The organism is Streptomyces sp. NPDC088762, from assembly GCF_044750905.1.
In the GTDB taxonomy this organism is placed as follows: Bacteria; Actinomycetota; Actinomycetes; order Streptomycetales; family Streptomycetaceae; genus Streptomyces.
In genome coordinates, this window is record NZ_JBIVKT010000008.1 from 139,322 (window position 1) to 164,501 (window position 25,180).

Below are 25,180 nucleotides of genomic sequence, written 5' to 3' on the forward strand. Positions count from 1 at the left end.
CGGGCACCCCCTGGAGGCGGGCTCAGAACTTCAGCCCACTGATCATGCTGGCCACGTTGGACGTGAGTTGGCTGAGCGTCGGGGCGACGGTGGAACTCGCCAGGTAGAAACCGAGGAGCACACAGACCACCGCGTGTCCCGCCTTCAGGCCCGACCTCCGGACCAGCAGGAATACGATGATCGCCAGCAGCACCACGGCCGAGATCGAGAGTGCCACGGCGTTTCACCTCCACGTCGAGCGGACATCGGTACGCGATTCGTGCTCGGCAGGAGTCATACCCACCGTGCGCTACGGATCATAACTATCCGTGCCAGCGCATCGATCGAAATCCGGCAGCACGAGGGGCGCACGCCGCGCACGGACGGGGTCACGGGGGAGGCCGGCCGGGGGGCCTGTACGCCCCTCCGGCCGGCGGTCGGCGCCCGCACGGCCGCACGTCATCCAGGCTGCATGCCCTGCATCTCGGTGCGGAAACGGCCAAGTTGCCCCCGTGTGAACGGCGTTGGCGTGGCATATCCACGGGTGGCGAAAAATGATCGGTCCGTCAGTCCTTCGTCAGCGGAGCGGGCGGCGCCCCCGGCGGCGGCCCCGGCGGCGGTTCCGAGTGCGGGACCACCTGCTTCTCCGCCGCGAAGTGGCAGGCGGAGGGATGCGCCGCCGGCCCGGACGGGAAGGCCTCGGGGACCACGAGCAGCGGCACTTCCACCACGCACCGCTCCCGGGCCTTCCAGCAGCGCGTGCGGAAGGGGCAGCCCGACGGCGGGTTGGCCGGGGAGGGCACGTCGCCGGAGAGGATGATCCGCTCGCGGTGGGCGCGGGCCTCCGGATCGGGCACCGGCACGGCCGAGAGCAGGGCCTGCGTGTACGGGTGGGTGGGGTGGTCGTAGATCTGCGTGTCCGAGCCGATCTCGACGATCCGGCCCAGGTACATGACCCCGACCCGGTCGGAGATGTGCCGCACGATCGACAGGTCGTGCGCGATGAACACGTAGGACAGGTCGAAGTCGTTCTGGAGCCGCTCCAGCAGGTTGATCACCTGGGCTTGCACGGAGACGTCCAGTGCGGAGACCGGCTCGTCGGCCACGATGACCTCGGGGCGCAGGGCCAGGCCGCGGGCGATGCCGATGCGCTGGCGCTGGCCGCCGGAGAACTGGTGCGGGTAGCGGTTGATGTACTCGGGGTTGAGCCCGACCACGTCCAGCAACTCCTGGACCCTGCGCCGCCGGTCGCCCTTCGGGGCGACCTCGGGGTGGATCTCGTACGGCTCCCCGATGATGTCGCCGACCGTCATGCGCGGGTTCAGCGAGGTGTACGGGTCCTGGAACACCATCTGGATGTTGCGGCGCACCGCCTTGAGGGCGCGCCCGGACAGCTTGGTGATGTCCTCGCCCTTGTACGAGATCGCGCCCGCCGTCGGCCGTTCCAGGTTGACCAGCATCCTGGCGACGGTGGACTTCCCGCAGCCGGATTCGCCGACGATGCCCAGGGTCTCACCGGCGCGCAGGTCGAAGGAGACCCCGTCGACGGCCTTGACCGCGCCGATCTGCTTGCGGAAGACGATGCCCCGGGTCAGCGGGTAGTGCTTGACCAGGTCTTTCACTTCGAGAAGGGACTCAGGCATGGAGGCACTCCTTCCAGAAGTGGCAGGCGCTGGTCCGGGGCACCGGTGAGTCGGTCACCTCGTAGAGCGGCGGGACGTCCGTACGGCACACCTCGCGCGCCATCGGGCAGCGCGGGTTGAAGGCGCAACCGGGCGGGATGGCGAGGAGGTTCGGCGGCAGGCCCTTGATGGCGTACAGCTCCTGGCCCTTCTGGTCGAGCCTCGGGATGGAGTCCAGCAGTCCGCGCGTGTACGGGTGGGCGGGGGCCTTGTAGATCTCGTGGACGGGGGCGGCCTCGACGATCCGGCCCGCGTACATGACGGCGATCTTGTCCGCGACGTCGGCGACGACGCCCAGGTCGTGGGTGATCAGGATGAGGCCCATGCGCAGCTCGCGCTGCAGCTCGGCCAGCAGGTCCATCACCTGGGCCTGGACCGTGACGTCCAGGGCCGTCGTCGGTTCGTCGGCGATGATCAGCGAGGGCTCCAGGGCCAGCGCCATCGCGATCATGATGCGCTGGCGCATGCCGCCCGAGAACTGGTGCGGGTAGTCCCCCACCCGCTGCTTGGCCGCCGGGATCTTCACCCGGTCCATCAGCTCGACCGCCTTGGCCCTGGCGTCCTTGCGGGAGGTCCCGCGGTGGACCTCGTACATCTCACCGAGCTGCGCGCCCACGCTCAGCACGGGGTTCAGGGAGGAGAGCGCGTCCTGGAAGATCATGGCCATGTCGGCCCCGCGGATCCTGCGCCGGTCGTCCTCCTTCATCTTCAGCAGGTCACGGCCCTTGAAGAGGACCTCGCCGCCCGTGATCCGGCCGGGCGGCGTGTCGAGGATGCCCATCACCGCCTGGGCGGTCACCGACTTGCCGGAGCCGGATTCGCCGAGCACGGCGAGGGTTTCGCCCTCGTCCACCGAGTAGTCGACGCCGTTGACCGCCTTCGCGACTCCGTCGCGCGTCTTGAATTCCACGTGCAGGTCGCGGACTTCGAGCAGCATGTGCGGGGCTCCTCAGCGCAGCTTGGGGTCGAGGGCGTCGCGCACCGCGTCGCCGAGCATGATGAAGGCGAGCACGGTCAGGCTCAGCGCGCCGGCCGGATAGAGGAGCATGTGCGGGGCGTTGCGGATCTGTGAGGCGGCGTTGGAGATGTCGATCCCCCAGGAGACGGTGGGCGGGCGCAGGCCGACGCCGAGGAAGGACAGGGTGGCCTCCAGGGCGATGTAGGTGCCGAGCGCGATGGTGGCGACGACGATCACGGGGGCGACGGCGTTCGGCGCCACGTGCCGCAGCAGCATCCGGCCGTTGCCGGCGCCCAGGGCCCGTGCGGCCTGGACGTAGTCGTTCTGCTTGGCGGTGATCACCGAGCCGCGGGCGATGCGGGCGAGCTGGGGCCAGCCGAGCAGCACGATGAAGCCGACCACGGGCCAGACGGTGGTGCTGGTGACCACGGACAGGAAGACCAGGCCGCCGAGGATCACGGGGATGCCGAAGAAGATGTCGGCGACCCGGGACAGGAGTGCGTCGCCCCATCCGCCGAAGAAGCCGGCGAGCCCGCCGAGCGCGGAGCCGAGCAGGGCGGCGCCGAGGGTGGCGCAGACGCCGACGGTGATGGAGGCGCGGGCGCCGTAGACGGTGCGGGTGTACACGTCGCAGCCCTGGGTGTCGTAGCCGAAGGGGTGGCCGGGGGCGGACCCGCCTTGGGACTTGGACAGGTCGCAACGGAGCGGGTCACCGCTCGCGATGAGCTGCGGCCAGATCGCGATGACGACGAGGAAGAGGATCAGCAGCCCGGAGAAGACGAAGACCGGATTGCGGCGCAGCTGGTGCCAGGCGTCCGACCACAGCGAGCGGGCCTTCTCGCCGGGGCCGGCCGCTCCGGGCGGCGGGTCGAGCGCCTTCTCCAGGCTCTCCGCCTCGTCCAGTGCGAGGTCCATGGCTCCCCCTTGGCCGGTGGGGGCGATCGCCTCGCGGTCGCCGGGCTGGAGCGGGTCGTAGCGGCTGTGGCTGTCCGGGCTCTGGGCCCGCTCCGCGCGTTCGGGCCGGGCGGGGGCCGCGGGGCGCTCGGGCAGGCCGGGACGGTCGGGGTCGGGGTCGGGCTCACGCATAACGGATCCTCGGGTCCAGGACCGCGTAGAGCAGGTCGACGAGCAGGTTCGCCAGCACGAAGACGATGACGAGGATGGTCACGAAGCCGACCACCGTGGGCGAGTTGTTGCGCAGGATGCCCTGGTAGAGCTGGTAGCCGACGCCGTGGATGTTGTAGATCCGCTCGGTGACGATGGCACCGCCCATGAGGGCGCCGATGTCGGTGCCGATGAAGGTGACCACCGGGATCAGGGAGTTGCGCAGCAGGTGGCGGGTGATGACCCGGCGGCGCGGCAGGCCCTTGGCGATGGCCGTGCGGACGTAGTCGGCCTTGACGTTCTCGGCGATGGAGGTCCTCGAGAGCCGGGTGACGTAGGCGAGGGAGACGAGCGCGAGGACGACGCCGGGCAGGATCAGCTCGTTGAAGGGGGCGTCGGGGGAAACGGTGGAGCGGACCCACTGCAGTTTGAAGCCGAAGACGAACTGGAGCAGGTAGCCCGTCACGAAGGTGGGCACCGAGATCACGACGAGGGTCAGGACCAGCAGGGAGGTGTCGATGGCCTTGCCCCGGCGCAGTCCGCTGATCACGCCGAGCGTGATGCCGACCAGGATCTCGATGACGATCGCGACGAGGGTCAGGCGCAGGGTGACGGGGAAGGACGAGGCCATCAGCTCGGTGACCTTCTGGCCGTTGAAGGCGGTGCCGAAGTCGCCCTGGAAGACCTGGCCCATGTAGTGGAGGTACTGCGCCCACAGGGGGCGGTCGAGGTAGAGGTCCTTGCGGATGCGCGCGGCGGTGGCGGGGTCGGGGGCCTTGTCGCCGAAGAGGGCCGCGACCGGGTCGCCGAGCGCGTAGACCATGAAGAAGATCAGGAACGTGCTGCCGATGAACACCGGGATCATCTGGAGCAGCCGCCGGATCACATAGCGTCCCATGGAGAGCTCCAGGGTGTCGGCGGGCCCCCCGGCGGGAGCGGGGGGCCCGGATCCGTACGATCCGCGGGCGGTCAGCCCACCTTGATCTGGTTGTAGACCGGGACGCTGAACTGGTTGAGCTCGACGTCCGAGAGCCGCTCCGAGTGGCCGGCGCTGCCGTTCTGGTACCAGAGCGGGATGGACGGCATCTGCTCGGCGAGGATCTTCTCGGCGTCCTGGAACTTGGTGATCGCCTTCGCCGGGTCGCTCTCCTGGTTGGCCTCGTCGACGAGCTTGTCGAACTCCGGGCTGCTGAACTTCCCGTAGTTGGAGGAGGCTCCCGTGTAGTACAGCGGCTGCAGGAAGTTCTGGATCAGGGGGTAGTCGGCCTGCCAGCCGGAGCGGAAGGGGCCGGTCAGCTTGAAGGAGCTCTGCTGGTTGCGGAAGTCCGCGAAGGTGCCGATGGGGTTGACCGTGCAGGACGGACCCTCGCCCAGCGCGTTGTTGATGCTGTTGCAGACGGCGTCCATCCAGTCGCGGTGCGAGCCGGTGTCGACGTTGGAGGTCAGGGTGACCTTGCCGCCGGGCAGCCCGCCGGCCTCCTGGATGAGCTTCTTGGCCGCGGCCGGGTCGTACCTGCAGGCGTCGCCGCAGAGCGTGGAGCCGAAGCCGCCCTTGTCGCCGAGGGCGGGTGAGGTCCAGTCCTTGGCCGGGGTGCGCGTGTCCCGGAAGATCTGCTTGGTGATCTCGTCGCGGTTGATCGCCATGGAGATGCCGCGGCGGACCTTCTCCATGCCCTCCTTGTTCCACTGGGGGTCGTACAGCGGGAAGGTGAGGGTCTGGATGATGAGGGCCGGCTGGTTGATGTAGCGGTCGCCGAGGTCGTTCTGTACGTTCTTCAGCTGCTGCGCCGGGACGTCGTCGACGAGGTCGAGATTGCCGGAGATCAGGTCGGTGTAGGCGGTGTTGTTGTCCGTGTAGACCTTGAGGTCCACGCCGCCGTTCTGCGCCTTGTCCTCACCGGGGTAGCCGTCCCACGTGCGCAGCTTCATGCCGGTGCCCTTGGTGTACGACTCCACCCTGTAGGGGCCGTTGCCCACGGGCTTGCTCAGCCAGCCGGCGTGGTCGTCGAAGAAGGCCTTGGGCAGCGGGGAGAAGGCCTGGTAGCCGAGGGTCTCGGGCCAGGTGGAGAACTTCTGCTTCAGCGCGACGGTGAAGGTCTTGGGGTCCTTGACGACCAGGCCGGTCATCGTCTTGGACTTGGGTTCGCCCGCGGTCGGGTGCAGGGCTTCGTAGCCGACGATGTCCGCAAAGAACGGTGCGTTGTTCTGCTTGTTGCGCACGTCCGCCGCGTAGTTCCAGGCGTTGACGAAGGATTCGGCCGTGACCGGCTCGCCGTTGCTGAACTTCCAGCCGTCCTTCAGCGTGATCGTGAAGTTTTGGCTGTCGGTCGTCTCGATCTTCTCCGCGAGGAAGTTCTTCGCCTCGCCGGTCTTGGGGTCGTACCGCTTCAGGCCCCGGAAGAGCATGTCGAGGACCTTGCCGCCCTGCACCTCGTTGGTGTTGGCCGGCTCCAGCGGGTTCTGCGGGTCACCCCACGAGGAGCTGACGATCGCCGCGCCGCCCCCGCCCCCGCCGCTGTCGCTGTCGCCGCCGCCGCAGGCCGTCGCCGTGAGGGCGACGGCCACGGCACATGCGGCCCACTTGGCGTGGGTGGCTCCGCGCATGGGAGTGCCTCCTAGGGTCCCGGGACTCGCTTGGGGTCACTGTCACCCCAAGTGCGGGTTCACACACTCCCGGTTGCCCCAATTGCACCCGCCCGTCACGCCGCTGTCACCCCTGCGGGTGCAAAGGCAGCTCCCAGGTGTCGATGGCGTGGTGCAGGCGCATGCCGTGCGCCTCGTAGAGCGCGAGTGCGCCGGTTTCGTTGCCGGTGTCCACACCGAGGCCGACGGTGTCGCGGCCGCGGGCGGCGTAGACGGCGAAGGCGTGGCGCAGCAGGTAGCCCCCGATGCCGCGGCCGCGCAGGTCCTCCCGTACGCCGATGCGGCTGAGCCAGCCCATGGTCGTACGGTCGTCCCGGGTGAGCAGGACGCCCACGTCGCCCTCGCCGGGCAGGGAGGCGATCCACACGAGGGACCAGTCGAGCGTGCGGGCGTCGAGGTGGTCGAGCCAGGGCTCGTACGCGCGCTCCACGTGCCCGAAGTGGGCCGCGAAGGTCTCCTCGACCAGGGCGTGGGCCCGGCGCCGGTCGGCCTCGTCGGTGCCGCAGTGGCGCAGGGTCAGTCCGGGAGGAGGGGCCGGGGCGCGGTCGGCTGCCGGGGCGAGGGCGCGGGTCATGACGTGGTGGCGGCGCACGGCGCGGTAGCCGCGCGCCGTGAGCAGGGAGAGGTCGAGGGTGGGTTCGATGTTGAGCCGGAGCCGCAGCCGGCCCTGCGCGGCCCCGGCGGCCAGCTCGCGGGCCCGGCCCTCCATGAGCTCCAGCAGCCGGACGGCAGCCTGCGGGTGGGCGGGCAGGACGTAGTGGTCGCCGTCGACGCCGCCCGGGCCGGAGTCGGTCCAGACGAGGGCGCAGGCGACGAGCCGGCCGTCCTGGAAGGCGAGCCAGGAGTCGGTGGCCAGGTCGGTGCCGGGGTGGTTGAGGTCCGCCTCGACCGTACCGAGGTCGGTGTCGGGGCGGCCGGTCTCGATCACGTCGACGGCGTTGAGCAGGGCGCAGATGTCGGACGCGTCCCCGGGTCCGGCGGGCCGAACGGTCAGCGGGTGCGTTTCTCGCATCCGCCGAGTCTCCGGGGGCGCGGGACGCGCGTGCAACTCCCTTTCGGCAAGCGCCTCCAGGCCCTGCGGAAAAACGGCAGGGCGCCCGGTACCGGAGACTTCGGTACCGGGCGCCCTGGAACGCCCTACGGCTCTTCGGGGTCAGACGGCCAGGACGGCCTTCTCCTCCGCGAAGTGGCACGCCGACTCGTGCGCGGCCGGGGTGTCGGCACCCTGGAAGCGCGTCGGGATCGCCAGCAGCGGCTCCTCCGTGGCGCACTTCTCCTCGGCCTTCCAGCAGCGGGTGCGGAAGCGGCAGCCCGACGGCGGGTTGGCCGGGGAGGGCACGTCACCGGTGAGGATGATGCGCTCGCGGCCCTCGCGGGCGTCCGGGTCGGGGACCGGGACGGCGGAGAGCAGCGCCTGGGTGTACGGGTGGGTCGGGTGCTCGTAGATCTCGGCGTCGGAGCCGATCTCGGCCATCTTGCCCAGGTACATGACGCCGACGCGGTCCGAGATGTGCCGGACGATCGACAGGTCGTGCGCGATGAAGACGTAGGACAGGTCGAACTCGTCCTGCAGCTTCCCCATCAGGTTGATGACCTGCGCCTGCACCGACACGTCGAGCGCGGAGACCGGCTCGTCGCAGATGATGATCTCCGGGTTGAGCGCGAGGCCGCGGGCGATGCCGATGCGCTGGCGCTGGCCGCCGGAGAACTGGTGCGGGTAGCGGTTGATGTACTCCGGGTTCAGGCCCACGACGTCCAGGAGCTCCTGGACCTTGCGGCGCCGGTCGCCCTTGGGAGCCACCTCGGGGTGGATCTCGAAGGGCTCCCCGATGATGTCGCCGACCGTCATGCGCGGGTTCAGCGAGGTGTACGGGTCCTGGAACACCATCTGGATGTTGCGGCGGACGACCTTGAGGGCCTTGCCGGACAGCTTGGTGATGTCCTGGCCCTTGTAGAAGACCTCGCCGGCGGTGGCCTTCTCCAGGCTCATCAGCAGCTTGGCGACGGTGGACTTGCCACAGCCGGACTCGCCGACGATGCCGAGGGTCTCGCCCCGGTAGAGGTCGAAGGAGACGCCGTCGACGGCCTTGACCGCGCCGACCTGCTTCTTGAACAGGATTCCCTGGGTCAGCGGGAAGTGCTTGACCAGGTTGCGCACCTGGAGGATCGGCTCGCCCTTGGGCTTGGTGAGCTCAGCCATGGATCTGCTCCTTCCAGAAGTGGCACGCGCTGCCGCGGCCGGGCAGCTCGGTGCCGTCCTGCTCGGTCACCTGGTGCAGGACGGGAACGTCCGTACGGCAGATGTCCTGTGCCTTGGGGCAGCGCGGGTTGAAGGCGCAGCCCGAGGGGATGTTGAGCAGGTTGGGCGGCAGGCCCTTGATCGCGTAGAGCTCCTGGCCCTTCTGGTCCAGGCGCGGGATCGAGTCGAGCAGGCCGCGGGTGTACGGGTGCGCGGGGCGCTTGTAGATCTCGTGGACCGGGGCGTTCTCGACGATCCGGCCGCCGTACATGACGGCGATCTTGTCCGCGACGTCGGCGACGACGCCGAGGTCGTGGGTGATCAGGATCAGGCCCATGTTCATCTCGCGCTGGAGCTCCGCGAGCAGGTCCATGACCTGGGCCTGGACCGTCACGTCGAGAGCCGTGGTGGGCTCGTCGGCGATGATCAGGTCGGGCTCCAGGGCCATCGCCATGGCGATCATGATGCGCTGGCGCATACCGCCGGAGAACTGGTGCGGGTAGTCACCCACGCGCGCCTTGGCGGCGGGGATCTTCACCCGGTCCATGAGCTCGATGGCCTTGGCCGTGGCGTCCTTCTTGGACATCCCGCGGTGGACGCGGAACATCTCGCCGAGCTGGGCGCCGACGGTGTGGACGGGGTTCAGCGAGGACAGCGCGTCCTGGAAGATCATGGCGATCTTCTGGCCGCGGACCTTGCGGAACTCCTCCGCCGGGAGCTTGAGCAGGTCGGTGCCCTGGAACAGGATCTCGCCGTGCGGGATCTTGCCCGGAGGCATGTCGAGGATGCCCATGATGGCCTGCGCCGTCACGGACTTGCCCGAGCCGGACTCGCCGAGGACGGCGAGGGTCTCGCCGGCGTTCACGGAGTACGAGACACCGTTGACCGCCTTGGCGACTCCGTCGCGGGTGTGGAACTCGACGTGCAGGTCGCGCACTTCGAGCAGGGGGGTCCCCTCCGGCGCCGAGCGGGGCGCGGGGACGTTCGAGGTCTTGTCGATGATGGTCAACGTACGCCCTTCCTCAGCGCAGCTTCGGGTCGAGGGCGTCGCGCACCGCGTCGCCGACCATGATGAACGCGAGCACCGTGATGCTCAGCGCGGCGGCCGGGAAGAGGAGCACGTGGGGTGCCTGGAGCCAGCGGACCGAAGCGTCGCTGACCATCAGGCCCCAGGAGATCTGCGGGGGCTGGACACCGATGCCGAGGTACGACAGGGCCGCCTCGGCGGAGATGTACACACCGAGGCTGATCGCGCCGACCACGATGACCGGGGCGATGGCGTTCGGCAGGATGTGCCGCAGGGTGATGCGCATGGTGCCGGCTCCGAGGGCGCGGGCGGCGACCACGTAGTCGTTGTTCTTGTTCTGCAGCACCGAGGACCGCATGATGCGGAAGATCTGCGGCCAGCCGAGGGTGGCGAGCACGATCGAGACGGTCCAGGCGTTGCCCGGCAGGGCGGACATGATCAGCATGCCGCCGAGCAGCAGCGGGATCGCGAAGAAGATCTCGGTGAAGCGGGACAGGATGCTGTCGGTGATCCCGCCGACCCAGCCGGCCAGCAGGCCGAGCGAACCGCCGACGATGATCACCAGCGCGGTGGTGACGATGCCGACGATCACGGAGTTGCGTGCGGCGAACACCGTACGGGCGTACACGTCGCAGCCCTGGATGTCGAAGCCGAACCAGTGGTCCGCGCTGGGCTTCTTCAGCGAGTCCCCGAGCTGGCAGGAGCCGGCCGCGAAGGGGTCGATGGAGGTGAACAGGCTCGGTACGGCCGACACGACCAGCATGAACAGGACGAGGAGCGCACCGATGATGAAGACCGGGTTGCGGCGCAGGTCGCTGACCGCGTCGGACCAGAGGCTGGCCTCGCGCTCCTTCTTCTTCTTGCCGTCGCCCTCGGGGGCCGCGGCGCCGGCGGAGGCTCCGGCGAGCTGGGTGTCGGTCATCGAGTCCTCCACCGTAGTTGTGTCACGCATAGCGGATCCTCGGGTCGAGCACGGCGTAGAGCAGGTCCACGAGAAGGTTCGCGATGAGGTAGACGAGGACCAGGATGGTCACACCGCCGACGACGACCGCGCCTTCCTTGAGGTAGACGGACTTCGCGAGCAGACCGCCGACACCGTGGATGTTGAAGATCCGCTCGGTGATGACCGCGCCGCCCATGAGCGAACCGAGGTCGGCGCCGAGGAAGGTGACGATCGGGATGAGCGCGTTGCGCAGCGCGTGGTTCATGACGACGCGGCGGCGCGGCAGGCCCTTGGCGGTCGCGGTGCGCACGTAGTCGGCGCGCATCGTCTCCATGAGGCTGGTGCGCGTCAGCCGGGCCACGTACGCGAGGGAGGTGGAGGCGAGCACGAACGCCGGGAGCAGGTAGGCGCGGATGCCGTCGTGCTCGTTGAAGGAGACGGGGAAGAAGTCGATGCCCCAGCTGTTCTTGAGCTGGACGCCGAGGGTCAGCTGCAGCACGAAGCCGGTGACGAAGACCGGGATGGAGATGACCATCAGGGTGGAGATCAGGACCAGCTGGTCCAGGAACTTCCCGCGGCGCAGGGCGGCCATGACACCGGCCAGGACGCCGACGATGGCCTCGATGACGAAGGCGACGAGGGCGAGGTTCACCGTGTAGGGGAACGCCTCGGAGAACATGTCGATGACCTTGCGGCCCGTCAGGGTCTCACCGAGGTCGCCCTGGAGGACGCCGGTGATGTAGTTCCAGTACTGCAGAAGGAACGGGTCGTCGAGGTGGTACTTCTGACGAAGCATCGCCGAGACGATGGGGTCTGCCTTCTTCTCACCCGCGAGCAGCTGGATCGGGTCGGCGCCCGGCATCTTGAAGGTGAGCAAGTAGATCAGGAATGTGGCACCGAGGAGTACAGGGATCGCCTGTATCAGTCGGCGGATGAGGTAGCGGCCCATCAGACCTCCAGCAAAGAGCAGGGGGAAAGGGCAGGCAGGCGGAAACCTGATTCCGCCTGCCCGCCCCCGGGTTCCCCTTAAGTGTGAAGAGGGGTGTTAGTTGAGCTCGACCTTGGCCAGGTCCATGCGGCCCTGGGCGTCGACCTCGACGTTCTTCACGGTCTTGGAGTAGGCCGAAGAAGACATGTAGGTAAAGACCGGGATGTACGGCAGGTCCTTGACGAGGATGTCGTCGGCCTGCTGGTACAGCTTCTGACCCTCGGCGGCGTCAGCGGACTTGTCGGCCTTGTCGAGGAGGGTCTCGAACTCCTCGTTCACGTAGTGGCCGTAGTTGGAGCCGTTCTCGATCGCGACCTTCGAGAAGATCGGACGGAGGTAGTTCTCCATGGCCGGGTAGTCCATGACCCAGCCCATACGGAAGGCGCCCTTGTACTTCGAGGCACCCAGGTCGTCCAGCATCTCGCCGAACTTGGTGAACGGCTTGGCGGTGACCTCGACGCCCAGGTTCGTCTTCAGCTGGTTGGCGACGGCCTCGATCCACTCCTTGTGGCCGCCGTCGGCGTTGTAGCCGAGCTCGATCTTGTTGCCGGGGACGCCGCCCGCCTGGGTGAAGAGTTCCTTCGCCTTGGTCGGGTTGTACGTGCCGGCCTCGCCGAGCGCGCCCTTGCGGTAGCCCGGGATGATCGGGCTGACGAAGTCGTCCGCCGGCTTGCGGGTGTTGTTGAAGATGGTCTTGGTGATCGCGTCCCGGTCGATCGCCATCGAGATCGCCTTGCGGATCTCGACCTTGCCAAACGCCTCGGGGTTCTGCGCGATCGGCATGCCGATGTAGCCGACGCCGGACTCGGGCTTGTAGATGTAGCGGTCGCCGAACTCCTGCGAGACGCTGGCCATCGCCGAGACCGGGAGCTTGTCCGTGATCTGGATGGAGTCGGCGCGCAGGTCGTTGTACGCGGTGTCCAGGTTGTCGTAGATCTTGAAGGTGACGCCCGCGAGCTTGGCGCGACCCTCGGCCGGGTACTTGTCGTACCGCTTGACCTTGATCTGCTTGTTGTGCTCCCAGGCACCGTCCATCTGGAAGGGGCCGTTACCGATCGGGTTCTCGCCGAACGCCTTCGGGTCCGCCTCGAACGCCTTCGGCAGCGGGTAGAAGGCGTTGTAACCCAGCATCGTCTTGAACTGGGAGAACGGCTCCTTCAGGGTGACGGTGAAGGTCATCTCGTCGACGATCTTCAGGCCCTTGAGCTCCTTGGCGGTGGGCTTCTTGTCCTTGCCCGGGGCCAGCTCGTCCGAGCCCTCGATCTTCGAGAAGAACGGCATGCCCTCGGCTGCGTTCTCCTGGTTGGCGCCCCAGTTCCAGGCACGGACGAACGACTGCGCGTCGAGCTTCTCGCCGTTGTGGAAGGTGAAGCCGTCCTTGACCTTGATGGTCCAGGTCTTCGAGTCCGTGGTGGTGATGGACTCGGCAGCGGCCAGCTGCGGCTCGTTGGTCTTGTTGTCGTACGAGACCAGCGCGGTGAAGACCGCGTTCAGGACCTCGGCGCCCTCGGACTCGGCGGTGTTCTGGCCCACCAGGCCGTGCTGCGGCTCGCCGAGCTGGACGGTGATGTTGCCGCCGCCGCTCTTGGCGTCGTCGCTGCCGGTACCACAAGCCGTAGCCGCCATCGCCACGATGACGGCACCCACGACCCACTTGGCGCTCGTTGCTCCGCGCATGGGTAATTGCCTCCTCAGGAGTCACTGTCGATACGTGAAGGGCCCGGCGCCCGCTGACACCCCTGACAGCGAATTCCGGCCCCATCGTGTGTGCTCGTGAGTCGGCGCTCCCCACAGCGCGTGACCCATTGACCCGAGCTCAATGGAGCCATCCTCAGGGACGCCCAGACCGTAAACCACACTTAAGTGGTCTCGTTTTCACAACATCGCCGCATGTCGAAAACCCGAAATCCGGACAAACGGATAGGAGACAGACACGTGCGAAACGGACTGTTAGCTCAACTTCCGGTGCGTCACGGTCGGTATGCGGACACCAGAACGCAACAATCCGCTTGACAAAAGCGAACAGCCCCTCCCTTCACGGACTCCGTGAAGGGAGGGGCTGCTGCGCTCTGCGATCTTTCGGCCAACCCGGCCGCCGCCCTAGCGGCGACTGGGACGAAGCCGGGTACTACTTGGCGGACTTGGCGCGCGACGCGGTGCGCGAGCGCTCCTTCTGGTCCAGGACGACCTTGCGGATGCGGACGGCCTCCGGGGTCACCTCGACGCACTCGTCGTCGCGGCAGAACTCCAGGGACTGCTCCAGGGAGAGCTTGCGGGGCGGAATCACGTTCTCCGTGTTGTCCGCGGAAGCCGCACGCATGTTGGTGAGCTTCTTCTCCTTGGTGATGTTCACGTCCATGTCGTCGGAGCGCGAGTTCTCGCCGACGATCATGCCCTCGTACACCTCGGTGCCGGGCTCGGTGAACAGGACACCGCGCTCCTGCAGGTTGATCATCGCGAACGGCGTGACCGCACCCGCGCGGTCCGCGACCAGCGAACCGTTGTTGCGGGTGACCAGCGGGCCGAACCACGGCTCGTGACCCTCGTGGATCGAGTGGGCGATGCCCGTACCGCGGGTGTTCGTCAGGAACTCCGTACGGAAGCCGATCAGGCCACGGGACGGGACGACGAACTCCATGCGCACCCAGCCGGAGCCGTGGTTCGACATGTTGTCCATGCGGCCCTTGCGGACACCCATGAGCTGCGTGACGGCGCCCATGTGCTCCTCGGGGACGTCGATCGTCATGCGCTCGACCGGCTCGTGCACCTTGCCGTCGATCTCCTGCGTGACCACCTGCGGCTTGCCGATGGTCAGCTCGAAGCCCTCGCGGCGCATCTGCTCGACCAGGATGGCGAGCGCGAGCTCACCACGGCCCTGGACCTCCCAGGCGTCGGGACGCTCGGTGTCGAGGACGCGCAGCGAGACGTTGCCGATCAGCTCGCGGTCCAGACGGTCCTTGACCTGGCGGGCGGTGACCTTGCGGTCCTTGACCGCGGACTTGGCGTCCGCACCCTTGCCGGTGCCGCCGCGGCCGACCATCGGGGAGGTGTTCGTACCGATGGTCATGGAGATCGCCGGCTCGTCCACCGAGATCAGCGGCAGGGCGATCGGGTTCTCCGGGTCCGCCAGGGTCTCGCCGATCATGATGTCGGGGATACCGGCCACCGCGCAGATGTCACCCGGGCCCGCCACCTCGGCCGGCTTGCGGGTGAGCGCCTCGGTCATCATCAGCTCGGTGATGCGGACGTTGGAGATCGAACCGTCGCGCTTGATCCACGCGACCGTCTGGCCCTTGCGCAGCTCGCCCTGCTCGACGCGGAGCAGCGCGATGCGGCCGAGGAAGTTGTCGGCGTCCAGGTTGGTGACGTGGGCCTGGAGGGGGGCCTCCTCGTCGTACACCGGGGCCGGGACGTGCTCGAGGATGGTGGAGAAGAACGGCTCCAGGTTGTCGCTGTCCGCGGGGACGGTGCCGTCCTCGGGCTTGGTCAGCGAGGCGACGCCGTCACGGCCGCAGGCGTAGACGATCGGGAACTCGATCTGGTCCTCGTCCGCGTCCAGGTCGAGGAAGAGGTCGTACGTCTCGTTGACGACCTCGTCGATCCGGGAGTCCGGGCGGTCCGTCTTGTTGATGCACAGGATGACCGGCATCTTCGCCTGCAGGGCCTTGCGCAGGACGAAGCGGGTCTGGGGCAGCGGACCCTCGGAGGCGTCCACCAGCAGAACGACGGCGTCCACCATCGACAGACCGCGCTCGACCTCACCGCCGAAGTCGGCGTGGCCGGGGGTGTCGATGATGTTGATCGTGATCGGGGCCCCGCCGTCCTTGGGGTGGTACTTCACCGCCGTGTTCTTGGCGAGGATCGTGATGCCCTTCTCACGCTCCAGGTCGTTCGAGTCCATCATGCGGTCGTCGAGCTGCTGGTGGGCGGCGAAGGCACCGGCCTGCTTGAGCATGGCATCGACGATGGTCGTCTTGCCATGGTCGACGTGGGCGACGATGGCGACGTTACGGATGTCGTGGCGCGTGGGCACTTCGGCGCTTCTCCCGGGATCGTGGATGGCGTCGCGTACGGTCCGGCACGCGCGCCTCGACCGGGCGAAAACCTGCCACGGCCTTACCCCATGGTACGTCGCGTGGCGGGAACTGCCTGCCGGGGGGTCTGTCAAGAGGCCGGACGAATGAGTGGTGGCCCGCGCGGGGTGGGGTGCGCGGGCCGCCGGTCGTACCGGTGTTCATGCGGGTCAACGGGTGTCCACGACCTTGCCCGCCGGGAATCCGGCGGGCAAGCGAATTGAGTCACATCTGAGGTTGTGACCCGCGGGTCAACCTGACAGGCCCCGCTTTGTCACCACATTGTCTTCTCCTGTGCGGCCGCTACTTCTTCGCCTTGTCGTTGGCGCTCGGCGGCTTCTTCCAGCCGATGTCCTGGTAGCGGGGGGCGCCGAGGCCGAAGGCGCCCGCGTTGACGAGGGCGGGCTTGACGGCCACCAGCTCCGGGCGCTGGTAGAGGGGGACGGATCCGGCGGCGGCCCAGATCCGGGCGTCCGCCTTGCGCATCAGCTCCCGGGACTGCTCCTCGTCCAGCTCGCCCAGCGCCTGGTCGAAGAGCTGGTCGATGTGGTCGGTGCCGACCCGGGTGTAGTTCTGTTCGACGAGGAGCGAGCCGTCCGCGGCCGGCTCCGGCTTGGCGAAGATCGGGCGGGCGTCGGTCGCCGGGTAGGCGGTCGCCGGCCAGGAGTAGAGGGCCAGGTCGTACTGGCCCGAGGCGATGTGGTCCTTGAAGAAGCTCTCGTCGGCCACCTTGGTGATCTCGGTGCTCACCCCGACCTTCCGGAGCATCAGGGCGATCCGCTCGCCGACCGTGCGCAGGGCCTCCGAGCCGGGTCCGGCGGGAAGGACGAAGCGCAGGTTCAGCGCCTTGCCGTCCTTGGCCAGCATGGATCCGGAGGTGCGGACGGCCTGCTTCGCCGGGGGTGCGGAGGGCTTGGCGGACTCGGCGCCCTCGCCGTCGAGGGCCGGGCCGCGCTTGCCGTCGTCGGCGGCCGCGGAGTCCGCGGTGCCCAGCGGGCCCGCCGCGGCGGCCTGGGCGAGCAGGGACGCCTGCTGCCGGGCCGCGAAGGGGGCGGGGGCCAGCACCGGGGAGAGCAGGTCCCGGGCCGCCCCGGCGAACGCGTCGGCGTCGACGATCTCGCCGTCGGGGCCGTCCACCGGGAGCCCCGCCAGGACCCCGTCGCCGCTGTGGCCCTCCGGGCCCTCGGGGCGGCTGCCGTGCGTGCCGCCGTGGTCGCCGTTGCGCTCGTCGTCCTGGCCCACGATGTACAGGCCGTCGTTGCCGGTGCCCGGGCCGGACGGGGTCTTCCCGTCGTCCTGGCCGCCCTCGGCGCTCTCGGGGCCGGCCTTGGCGGCCGGCGGCTCGGTCAGCTTGCCGCCGCGGCGCCAGCCCGCGTCCGCGAGGAGGGCCTGGGCCGCCTGGGTGTCCTGGCCGCCGAGGGCGTCGCTGTTGTCCGCGTACGCCTGCTGCCCGGCCAGCGCCAGATGGCTGCCCACCGGCTTGGCGGGCAGGCCGAGCGGCTTCAGTACGATCTCGGCCAGCGCCTTGCGGTCCAGGGCCCGGGCCACCGCCCGGCGCACCCGCTCGTCGGCCAGCGGGCCGGAGGCCCCGTTCATCGCCAGCTGGGTGTAGGCCGGCTCCAGCGACTTGCGCACGGTGAAGGCCCGCAGGGCGTTCTGTTCGTCGGCGTACCGTTTCACCGCCTCGGCGTGCTTGAGCCGGTTCTCCTTCTCCGCCGCCGCCTTGGCCTCGTCCGCGCCGAAGGCGGTGGCCCAGGACAGCGTGGCCTCGGCCGGCGTCATCGCGGCGCCCGGACCCGGCGCCGGGGCGCCGCCGGAGCCCACCACGCCCTGGCCGGCCCGGTCGCCCTGAGCGCCCCGGCCGCCGCCCTGGGCGGCCGCGTCCCGGTGGGCCAGCGCGATCCGGTCGGCGCCCGCGCGGTCGATCTCCGCCAGGTCCAGCTTCCCGGCTGCCAGCGCGGCCGGCCGGTCGGCCCTCGGCACCGCCGTCAGCACCATCGTGTCCAGCTTCGCCGGCCGGCCCCACCAGCGCGGATTGCGGGTCAGCGCGGCGGTGCCGGTCTTCTTGTCGATCGCCCCGAGGCCGAAGGGCCCGGCGGTGACCTTGAGGGTGCCGCGGGCCCCCTCGTTGAAGGCGTCCGGGGTGCCCATGACCTGCTTGGGGTAGAGCGGGGTGAACAGGGACCGCCAGTCGGAGTACGGCTTGGCGAAGGTGACCTTGACCTCCAGGTCGGTCTTGCCCCGCTCGATCTTCTCGATCCGCTCGTACCCGGCGTTGCGGGCCGTCCAGTACGCCGAGTCCTTGCCGTTCAGCGCCCGCCACTGGGCGACGAAGTCTGCCGCGCCGATCTCCCGGCCGTCGCTCCACACCGCCTGCTGGTTCAGCTTGTACAGGACGACCTGCTTGGGCTCCCGCTCGACGATCCCGGCCTTCTCCAGGTAATCGGGATTGGCCACCGGCCGCCCCTTGGCGTCGAGCACGAACAGCTGGGGCAGGACGGCCCCGGCGATCCGGCTGGTGGTGCCGTCCGCGTCGGCCTGGAAGGTGTTCAAGGTCTCCGGGAGGCTGTCCACCGCCCAGCGCAGCACACCCCCGTCGGCGACCTTGTCGCGGGCCGTCGTCGCGATGTCCTGGCCGGCGGCGACCGGGCCTCCCTCGTCGTCGCCCGCGCCGCAGCCCGTGAGGAGCGGCAGTGCGAGGACTCCCGAGGTCAGGAGCGCCAAGGACCTGCGCCTTCTCTGGGACATGGGTGGTACCTCCGGGGCGGGGCGTGGGGGAAGCATGATCACGTTCGGCGGTATATGGAGCTGATCACACCGGGTGCCGGAACCCACTGAAATCGACACGCGGCCGTGCCCCCCGCAGCAGCCTCACGCCACGCCGCGAACCCCACCCGTGCGGACCAATCCCGCTTGCGCGCCGACGGGCGTTCCCCCGGGAGAGGGATGAGAATGGGGGGCAGGGAGGGGCGCACAGTTCACGCCTGCGCGCCCGCAATCGCTGCACGTCCCTTCACAACCGGGGACGCGAAGCGCGACACTCGCAGGCGCACATGAGCGCTGCCACCGCACCCCGCGGAAGTGAGGGCAAATCATGTCCCTGCAAGACGACCTGAGCGCCGTGAGGCGCAACCTGGACGAGCTGACCCGCAAGGTCGAGCAGCTGGAACAGCAGGCCCGGCGCCAGAAGCCGAGTCCGGCCGCGGCGCCGGACCCGTCCCGGATGGTGACCATCCCGGACACCCCGTACGACAACGCGTTGTGGACGGACACCGACGACGAGGGCCTGGGCGCACGCGACCGCCGCGCCCCCTGACCCGGCAGCCGTCCCGGCGCAGCCATCCGACCCCGCTGAACCCATCAGGCCCGGCCGTACGCGGCCGGGCCTCCTGGGCCACCCCTCATCACTCCACCCGGAGTCCCCTTTGGCCACAGGAACACAACCACCCCAGCAGCGGCCCGGCGGCGTCCACGACGCCTCCCGGGCCGCGATCGCTGCCCGGCACCTGCGGACCGACCGGTGGTGGCTGGCCCCCGCCGGCACCGCGGCCGGGCTGCTCGCCTTCGTCGTCTACTCGACGTGGCGGGCCTTCGCGAACGCCGACTACTACGCGGCCCCGTACGTCTCCCCGTTCTACTCCCCGTGCCTCGCGGAGAACTGCCAGGAGATGCGCGGCGGCCCCAACTGGGACCTCTTCGGCAGCTGGTGGGGCCTGTCCCCCGCGCTGCTGATCCTGGTCTTCCCGCTCGGCTTCCGCCTGACCTGCTACTACTACCGCAAGGCCTACTACCGGGGTTTCTGGGCCTCACCGCCCGCCTGCGCCGTCGCCGAGCCGCACGCCACGTACACCGGTGAGACCCGCTTCCCGCTGGTCTTCCAGAACATGCACCGGTACTTCTTCTACGCGGCGGTGCCGGTCGCGGGCATCCTCACCTACGACACGGTGCTGACCTTCCGCGACGAGCACTACGCGTGGGGGCACATGGGCCTCGGGACGCTGCTGTTCGTCGTCAACATCGTGCTGATCTGGGCCTACACGCTGTCCTGTCACTCCTGCCGCCACATCATGGGCGGCAAGCTCAGGCACTTCTCGAAGCACCCGGTGCGCTACCGGCTGTGGGGCTGGGTCAGCCGGCTCAACGCCCGCCACATGCTGCTGGCGTGGGCCTCGCTGATCAGCGTGGCCCTGTGCGACTTCTACGTGTACCTGGTGGCCAGCGGCGCCTTCACCGACCCGAGGATCTTCTGAGATGGCTCAAGTGGAACGGCAGCAGTGGGACGTCGTGGTGGTCGGCGCGGGCGGCGCCGGGCTGCGGGCCGCGATCGAGGCCCGCGAGCGCGGCGCCCGTACGGCCGTGATCTGCAAGTCCCTCTTCGGCAAGGCCCACACCGTCATGGCGGAGGGCGGGATCGCCGCCTCCATGGGCAACGTCAACGAGGGCGACAACTGGCAGGTCCACTTCCGCGACACGATGCGCGGGGGCAAGTTCCTCAACCAGTGGCGCATGGCGGAGCTGCACGCGAAGGAGGCCCCGGACCGGGTCTGGGAGCTGGAGACCTGGGGCGCGCTCTTCGACCGCACACCCGACGGGAAGATCTCGCAGCGCAACTTCGGCGGGCACGAGTACCCGCGCCTCGCGCACGTGGGGGACCGCACCGGCCTGGAGCTGATCCGCACCCTCCAGCAGAAGATCGTCCAGCTCCAGCAGGAGGACTTCAAGGAGTACGGGGACTACGAGGCCCGGCTCAAGGTCTTCCAGGAGTGCACGGTCACCCGGGTCCTGAAAGACCGCAGCCTGAAGGACGGGGAGAGGGTCTCGGGGGCCTTCTGCTACGAGCGCGAGACCGGCCGCTTCTTCGTCCTGGAGGCCCCGGCGGTGGTCCTGGCCACGGGCGGGATCGGCAAGTCCTTCAAGACCACCTCGAACTCGTGGGAGTACACGGGCGACGGCCATGCGCTGGCCCTGCTCGCGGGCGCACCCCTGCTGAACATGGAGTTCGTGCAGTTCCACCCCACGGGCATGGTCTGGCCGCCGTCGGTGAAGGGCATCCTCGTCACCGAATCCGTGCGCGGCGACGGCGGGGTGCTGCGCAATTCCGAGGGCAAGCGGTTCATGTTCGACTACGTCCCCGACGTGTTCAAGGAGAAGTACGCGGAGTCGGAGGAGGAGGGCGACCGCTGGTACGAGGACCCGGACCACAACCGGCGTCCCCCCGAGCTGCTGCCGCGCGACGAGGTGGCCCGGGCCATCAACTCCGAGGTGAAGGCCGGCCGCGGGTCCCCGCACGGCGGGGTCTTCCTGGACGTCTCCACGCGCATGCCGGCGGAGAAGATCAGGCGGCGGCTGCCCTCCATGTACCACCAGTTCAAGGAGCTGGCGGACGTGGACATCACGGCGGAGCCGATGGAGGTCGGCCCGACCTGCCACTACGTGATGGGCGGCATCGCGGTCGACTCGGACACCGCCGCGACGGTCGGCGTTCCGGGGCTCTTCGCCGCGGGCGAGGTCGCGGGCGGAATGCACGGCTCGAACCGCCTCGGCGGGAACTCCCTCTCCGACCTGCTGGTCTTCGGCCGCCGGGCCGGCCTGCACGCGGCGCAGTACGCCTCCGGGGCCGGCGTACGCCCCGCGGTCACCCAGGCCGCGATCGACGCGGCGGCCGAGGAGGCCCTGGCCCCCTTCCACGCGGAGGACGGGGCGGAGAACCCGTACACCCTCCACCAGGAGCTCCAGACGACCATGAACGACCTGGTCGGCATCATCCGCCGCGAGGGCGAGATGGCCGAGGCCCTGGAGAAGCTGGCCGCCCTGCGCGTACGGGCGGCGCGCGCCGGGGTCGAGGGGCACCGGCAGTTCAACCCGGGCTGGCACCTGGCGCTGGACCTGCGGAACATGCTGCTGGTCAGCGAGTGCGTGGCCCGCGCGGCCCTGGAGCGCACCGAGAGCCGGGGCGGGCACACCCGCGAGGACTGCCCGGCGATGGAGCGCGACTGGCGCCCGGTGAACCTGCTGTGCCGTCCCGTCGACCCGGTCCCGGCGGATCCCGCGGCCGACCGGATCACCCTGGTCCGGACCCGCACCGACCCCATCCGACCCGACCTGCTCGCGCTGTTCGAGAAGGAAGAGTTGGCCAAGTACCTCGCCGAAGAGGAGCTCTTCCAGTGACTACCTACGACGCACGCTTCCGGATCTGGCGGGGCGACGCCGAGGGCGGGGACCTGCGGGACTTCACGGTCGAGGTGCACGACGGGGAGGTGGTCCTGGACATCGTCCACCGGCTCCAGGCCACCCAGGCCTCGGACCTGGCGGTGCGCTGGAACTGCAAGGCGGGCAAGTGCGGCTCGTGCAGCGCGGAGGTCAACGGCCGGCCCCGGCTGATGTGCATGACGCGCATGTCCACCTTCGAGCGGTCGGAGACGATCACGATCACCCCGCTGCGGGCCTTCCCGGTCGTCCGCGACCTGGTGACGGACGTGTCCTTCAACTACCGCAAGGCGCGCGAGGTCCCGGCCTTCGTCCCGCCGGCGGGGGTGGCGCCGGGCGCTTACCGGATGCAGCAGATCGACGTGGAGCGCTCGCAGGAGTTCCGCAAGTGCATCGAGTGCTTCCTGTGCCAGGACACCTGCCACGTGGTGCGTGACCACGAGGAGAACAAGACCGCCTTCGCGGGCCCGCGCTTCCTCATGCGGGTGGCGGAGCTGGACATGCACCCCCTGGACGCGGCGTCGGAGGCGGGCCTGGACCGCAAGCGGGCGGCCCAGGAGGAGCACGGGCTCGGCTACTGCAACATCACCAAGTGCTGTACGGAGGTCTGCCCCGAGGGCATCAAGATCACCGACAACGCCCTGATCCCGCTGAAGGAACGGGCGGTGGACCGCAAGTACGACCCGCTGGTGTGGCTGGGCAACAAGATCCGGCGGCGCACCGAGACCCCGTAGGGGCGGGCGGTGATCACTCCGGGTGCGGGGTGGCAAAACCGCCCATACCCTCCCCCATGTGATCCCGCCGAGAAGTAGGACGAGAAGCGACACGCGCATACGGGCCGGGCTCGCGCTGGCCGCCGGGCTGCTGGCGCTCGGCGGCTGGGGCCTGGCCGGAGCGCCGCCGGCACGGGCGGAGGATCCCGTCACCCTGTCGCAGCAGGGGCAGATCACCGACCGGGTCGGGGCGCTCGGCGACCGCGAGGCGGCCGTCGCCCGGACCGCCATCGAGCCGGCCCTGAGGCAGAACGACTGGGCCGGCGTCGCCATCGGCGCGGCCCGGGGCTACGACGCCGTGCACGGCGGGCTGCCCGTGCCCGTGCCCGCCATCACCCCCGGCCCGGCCGATCCCGGCGGCGAGGGGGACGGGTCGGGCGGCGCCGGGGACTACGTGCTGCCGGTCGTCGCGGTCGGCGCGGCCGGGGCGTTCGGGGCGTACGCGTACCGCCGCCGCAAGCGCAGGGAGGCCGTGATCGGCGCCGCCGGCCGCGGTACGACGACCGGGCCGGGCTGGCCCGAAGGGGCACCGGACCGGCTGCCGCTGCCGGAACTGGACGCCCGGGCCAAGACGCTGCTGGTGGAGACCGACGACTCCGTCCGCACGAGCACCGAGGAACTCGGCTTCGCCTCCGCCCAGTTCGGCGACGAGGCGGTGTCCCCCTTCACCGAGGCGGTGGAGTACGCGAAGGGCGAGCTGACTCAGGCCTTCCGGCTGAGGCAGCAGCTCGACGACGCCCACCCGGAGGACGACGCGGCGCGGCGCCGGATGCTGGACGAGATCGTCGCCCGGTGCACGGAGGCGAACCGGCGGCTGGACGCCCGGTCGGCGGACTTCGACCGGCTGCGGGACCTGGAGAAGAACGCCCCGCAGGCGCTGGCGACCGTGGGGCGCAGTTCCGGGAGCTGACCGGGCGGACCACGACGGCCGAGGCGACCCTGACCGCGCTGACGCGGCGGTACGCGGACTCCGCGGCCGCGCCGGTCGCCTCCCACGCGGAACGGGCCAAGGACCGGTTGCTGTTCGCCACCACGCACCTCGGCGAGGCCCGCGCGGCCCTGGACGGCGGCGACAACGGCAGGGCGGCCGTGCACGTACGCGCCGCCGAGGGCGCGGTGGACCAGGCCGCGACCCTGGTCGACGCGGTCGAGCGGCGCGCGCAGGAGCTGGCGGAGGCGGCCGGCAAGCTGCCGGGCGCCCTGACCGAGACGGACACCGACCTCGCCGACGCGCGCGGTCTGCTGAGCGGGACGCCGGCGGAGGTGTCCCCCGCCGATCTCCAGGGCCGGATCGGCCGGGCGGAGGCGGTAGTGGCCCGCGTACGGCAGGAGCAGGAGGCCGGCCGGTACGACCCGCTCGACGCCCTGCGGCGCGTGGAGGAGGCCGACGCGGCCCTGGACGCGGCCCTGGCCGGTGCGCGGGAGCGGGAGTCGGGCCGGCAGCGGGCGGCGGCCCTGCTCGACCAGGCCTCGCTCGCGGCGCGCAGCGCGATCGGCGCGGCCGCGGACTACATCACCACCAGCCGGGGCGCGGTCGGCAGCCAGGCCCGCACCCGGCTGGCGGAGGCGCAGCGGCACCTGGAGCGCTCGCGGTCGCTGGCCGGATCCGACCCGGCGGGCGCACTGGCGCAGGCGCAGCGGGCGGACGCGCTGGCGCGAGAGGCGCAGGAACGGGCGGAACAGGACGTACGGGGCTACCGGGACCCGTACGGCGGCCGCTCCGCCGGCGGCGGCCGGGGCGGCGCGGTGCTCGGCGGGATCATCCTCGGCGAACTCCTGCGGGGTGGCGGCTCCCGGGGCGGCTCCGGCGGGGGCGGTGGACCCGGCTCCTTCGGCGGGGGCGCGGGACCCGGCGCCTTCGGCGGAGTCGGCACCCGTGGCCGCATGGGCGGCGGCGGCCGCTTCTGACCGTGTCCTCCCCACCAGGAAGGGATCCGACATGAGCATGCGGACCATCCTCGGACGCGTCACCCAGCTCGCCAAGGCCAACGTCAACGCCCTGCTGGACCAGGCGGAGGACCCGCAGAAGACGCTGGACCAGCTGATCCGCGACTACTCGAACAACATCTCGGAGGCGGAGCAGGCGGTCGCGACGACGATCGGCAACCTGCGGCTGTTGCAGGCGGACCACAAGGAGGACGTGGAGGCGGCCGCGGAGTGGGGCGACAAGGCCTGGGCCGCGAGCAGGAAGGCCGACGAACTGCGGGCGGCGGGCGCGGCGGACGCGGACAGGTTCGACCACCTGGCGAAGGTGGCGCTCGGCCGGCAGATCCAGTCGGGGAGGGAGGCTCAGACGGCGCAGCCGGCGATCGCGGCCCAGACGGTGGTCGTGGACGAGCTGAAGTCCGGCCTGGAGTCGATGAAGGACAAACTGACGGAACTCCAGGCGAAGCGGGACGAGCTGGTGGCCCGGGCGAAGACCGCGCAGGCGCAGAACACGATGCTGGACGCACAGTTCGAGGCCCTGGACGACCTGGGCAAGGCCTCGGAAATCGAGGCGCGCCTCGCCACCCTCGAGTCAGGCGGGCCTGCCTGACTCCCCCTGGTGGCCGGGGCGCCGCTGC

The 25,180-nt window shown here is 70.0% G+C and carries 19 protein-coding genes and 1 pseudogene; 6 read left to right on the top strand and 14 right to left on the bottom strand.

Annotated features, from left to right (window positions below; translation table 11 throughout):
• Window positions 1-22 precede the first annotated feature (22 nt).
• The 14 genes from ACIP5M_RS20055 to ACIP5M_RS20120 all read right to left on the bottom strand — a co-directional run bounded on the left by ACIP5M_RS20055 (window position 23) and on the right by ACIP5M_RS20120 (window position 18,384).
• Window positions 23-217, bottom strand: coding sequence for a hypothetical protein (locus ACIP5M_RS20055; protein ID WP_266934435.1), 195 nt, complete (start codon window positions 215-217; stop codon window positions 23-25).
• Window positions 218-545: 328 nt separating this feature from the next.
• Complete coding sequence (locus ACIP5M_RS20060; protein ID WP_401198776.1) at window positions 546-1,622, bottom strand: ABC transporter ATP-binding protein; 1,077 nt, start codon at window positions 1,620-1,622, stop codon at window positions 546-548.
• Window positions 1,615-2,598 (bottom strand): ABC transporter ATP-binding protein, encoded by a 984-nt coding sequence (locus ACIP5M_RS20065; RefSeq protein WP_401198778.1) that lies wholly within the window; start codon window positions 2,596-2,598, stop codon window positions 1,615-1,617. The genes ACIP5M_RS20060 and ACIP5M_RS20065 overlap by 8 nt, the downstream gene beginning before the upstream one ends.
• Window positions 2,599-2,610: 12 nt before the next feature.
• Window positions 2,611-3,534, bottom strand: a complete 924-nt coding sequence (locus ACIP5M_RS20070) for an ABC transporter permease (RefSeq protein WP_401199080.1) — start codon at window positions 3,532-3,534, stop codon at window positions 2,611-2,613.
• Window positions 3,535-3,697: 163 nt separating this feature from the next.
• Window positions 3,698-4,621, bottom strand: a complete 924-nt coding sequence (locus ACIP5M_RS20075; RefSeq protein ID WP_401198780.1) for an ABC transporter permease — start codon at window positions 4,619-4,621, stop codon at window positions 3,698-3,700.
• Window positions 4,622-4,692: 71 nt separating this feature from the next.
• Window positions 4,693-6,327, bottom strand: coding sequence for an ABC transporter substrate-binding protein (locus tag ACIP5M_RS20080; protein WP_401198782.1), 1,635 nt, complete (start codon window positions 6,325-6,327; stop codon window positions 4,693-4,695).
• 106 nt (window positions 6,328-6,433) lie between these two features.
• Window positions 6,434-7,378 carry a GNAT family N-acetyltransferase gene (locus tag ACIP5M_RS20085; protein ID WP_401198784.1) on the bottom strand — a complete coding sequence of 315 codons (945 nt, stop codon included), beginning with the start codon at window positions 7,376-7,378 and terminating at the stop codon, window positions 6,434-6,436.
• 141 nt (window positions 7,379-7,519) lie between these two features.
• Window positions 7,520-8,566 (bottom strand): ABC transporter ATP-binding protein, encoded by a 1,047-nt coding sequence (locus ACIP5M_RS20090; RefSeq protein WP_401198786.1) that lies wholly within the window; start codon window positions 8,564-8,566, stop codon window positions 7,520-7,522.
• Complete coding sequence (locus ACIP5M_RS20095; RefSeq protein WP_401198788.1) at window positions 8,559-9,614, bottom strand: ABC transporter ATP-binding protein; 1,056 nt, start codon at window positions 9,612-9,614, stop codon at window positions 8,559-8,561. The genes ACIP5M_RS20090 and ACIP5M_RS20095 overlap by 8 nt, the downstream gene beginning before the upstream one ends.
• 13 nt (window positions 9,615-9,627) lie before the next feature.
• Window positions 9,628-10,584: an ABC transporter permease gene (locus tag ACIP5M_RS20100; RefSeq protein WP_401198790.1), complete on the bottom strand. Its 957-nt coding sequence runs from the start codon at window positions 10,582-10,584 to the stop codon at window positions 9,628-9,630.
• The gene (locus ACIP5M_RS20105) at window positions 10,577-11,524 is read right to left on the bottom strand and encodes an ABC transporter permease (protein ID WP_401198792.1); all 948 of its coding nucleotides are present in this window, start codon (window positions 11,522-11,524) and stop codon (window positions 10,577-10,579) included. The genes ACIP5M_RS20100 and ACIP5M_RS20105 overlap by 8 nt, the downstream gene beginning before the upstream one ends.
• A 96-nt stretch (window positions 11,525-11,620) precedes the next feature.
• Window positions 11,621-13,240: an ABC transporter substrate-binding protein gene (locus ACIP5M_RS20110; protein WP_401198794.1), complete on the bottom strand. Its 1,620-nt coding sequence runs from the start codon at window positions 13,238-13,240 to the stop codon at window positions 11,621-11,623.
• A 451-nt stretch (window positions 13,241-13,691) separates the two neighbouring features.
• Entirely contained in the window at window positions 13,692-15,596 is a 1,905-nt protein-coding gene (gene typA / locus ACIP5M_RS20115) for a translational GTPase TypA (RefSeq protein ID WP_362594844.1), read from the bottom strand.
• 343 nt (window positions 15,597-15,939) lie between these two features.
• The gene (locus ACIP5M_RS20120) at window positions 15,940-18,384 is read right to left on the bottom strand and encodes an ABC transporter family substrate-binding protein (RefSeq protein ID WP_401198796.1); all 2,445 of its coding nucleotides are present in this window, start codon (window positions 18,382-18,384) and stop codon (window positions 15,940-15,942) included.
• A gap of 346 nt (window positions 18,385-18,730) precedes the next feature.
• Between ACIP5M_RS20120 and ACIP5M_RS20125 the strand changes: the two genes are divergently transcribed.
• From ACIP5M_RS20125 to ACIP5M_RS20150, 6 genes and pseudogenes are all read left to right on the top strand, one after another.
• On the top strand, window positions 18,731-18,952 hold the full coding sequence (locus ACIP5M_RS20125) for a hypothetical protein (protein ID WP_401198798.1): 222 nt from the start codon (window positions 18,731-18,733) through the stop codon (window positions 18,950-18,952).
• 109 nt (window positions 18,953-19,061) lie between these two features.
• Window positions 19,062-19,886, top strand: a complete 825-nt coding sequence (locus tag ACIP5M_RS20130; RefSeq protein ID WP_401198800.1) for a hypothetical protein — start codon at window positions 19,062-19,064, stop codon at window positions 19,884-19,886.
• A gap of 1 nt (window position 19,887) precedes the next feature.
• Window positions 19,888-21,804: a fumarate reductase/succinate dehydrogenase flavoprotein subunit gene (locus ACIP5M_RS20135; protein WP_401198802.1), complete on the top strand. Its 1,917-nt coding sequence runs from the start codon at window positions 19,888-19,890 to the stop codon at window positions 21,802-21,804.
• Window positions 21,801-22,577 carry a succinate dehydrogenase/fumarate reductase iron-sulfur subunit gene (locus ACIP5M_RS20140; protein WP_401198804.1) on the top strand — a complete coding sequence of 259 codons (777 nt, stop codon included), beginning with the start codon at window positions 21,801-21,803 and terminating at the stop codon, window positions 22,575-22,577. Before ACIP5M_RS20135 ends, ACIP5M_RS20140 begins: the two co-directional genes overlap by 4 nt.
• A gap of 97 nt (window positions 22,578-22,674) precedes the next feature.
• Window positions 22,675-24,524, top strand: a pseudogene (locus tag ACIP5M_RS20145) (TPM domain-containing protein).
• A 31-nt stretch (window positions 24,525-24,555) separates the two neighbouring features.
• The gene (locus tag ACIP5M_RS20150) at window positions 24,556-25,152 is read left to right on the top strand and encodes a PspA/IM30 family protein (RefSeq protein ID WP_401198806.1); all 597 of its coding nucleotides are present in this window, start codon (window positions 24,556-24,558) and stop codon (window positions 25,150-25,152) included.
• Window positions 25,153-25,180: the final 28 nt, after the last annotated feature.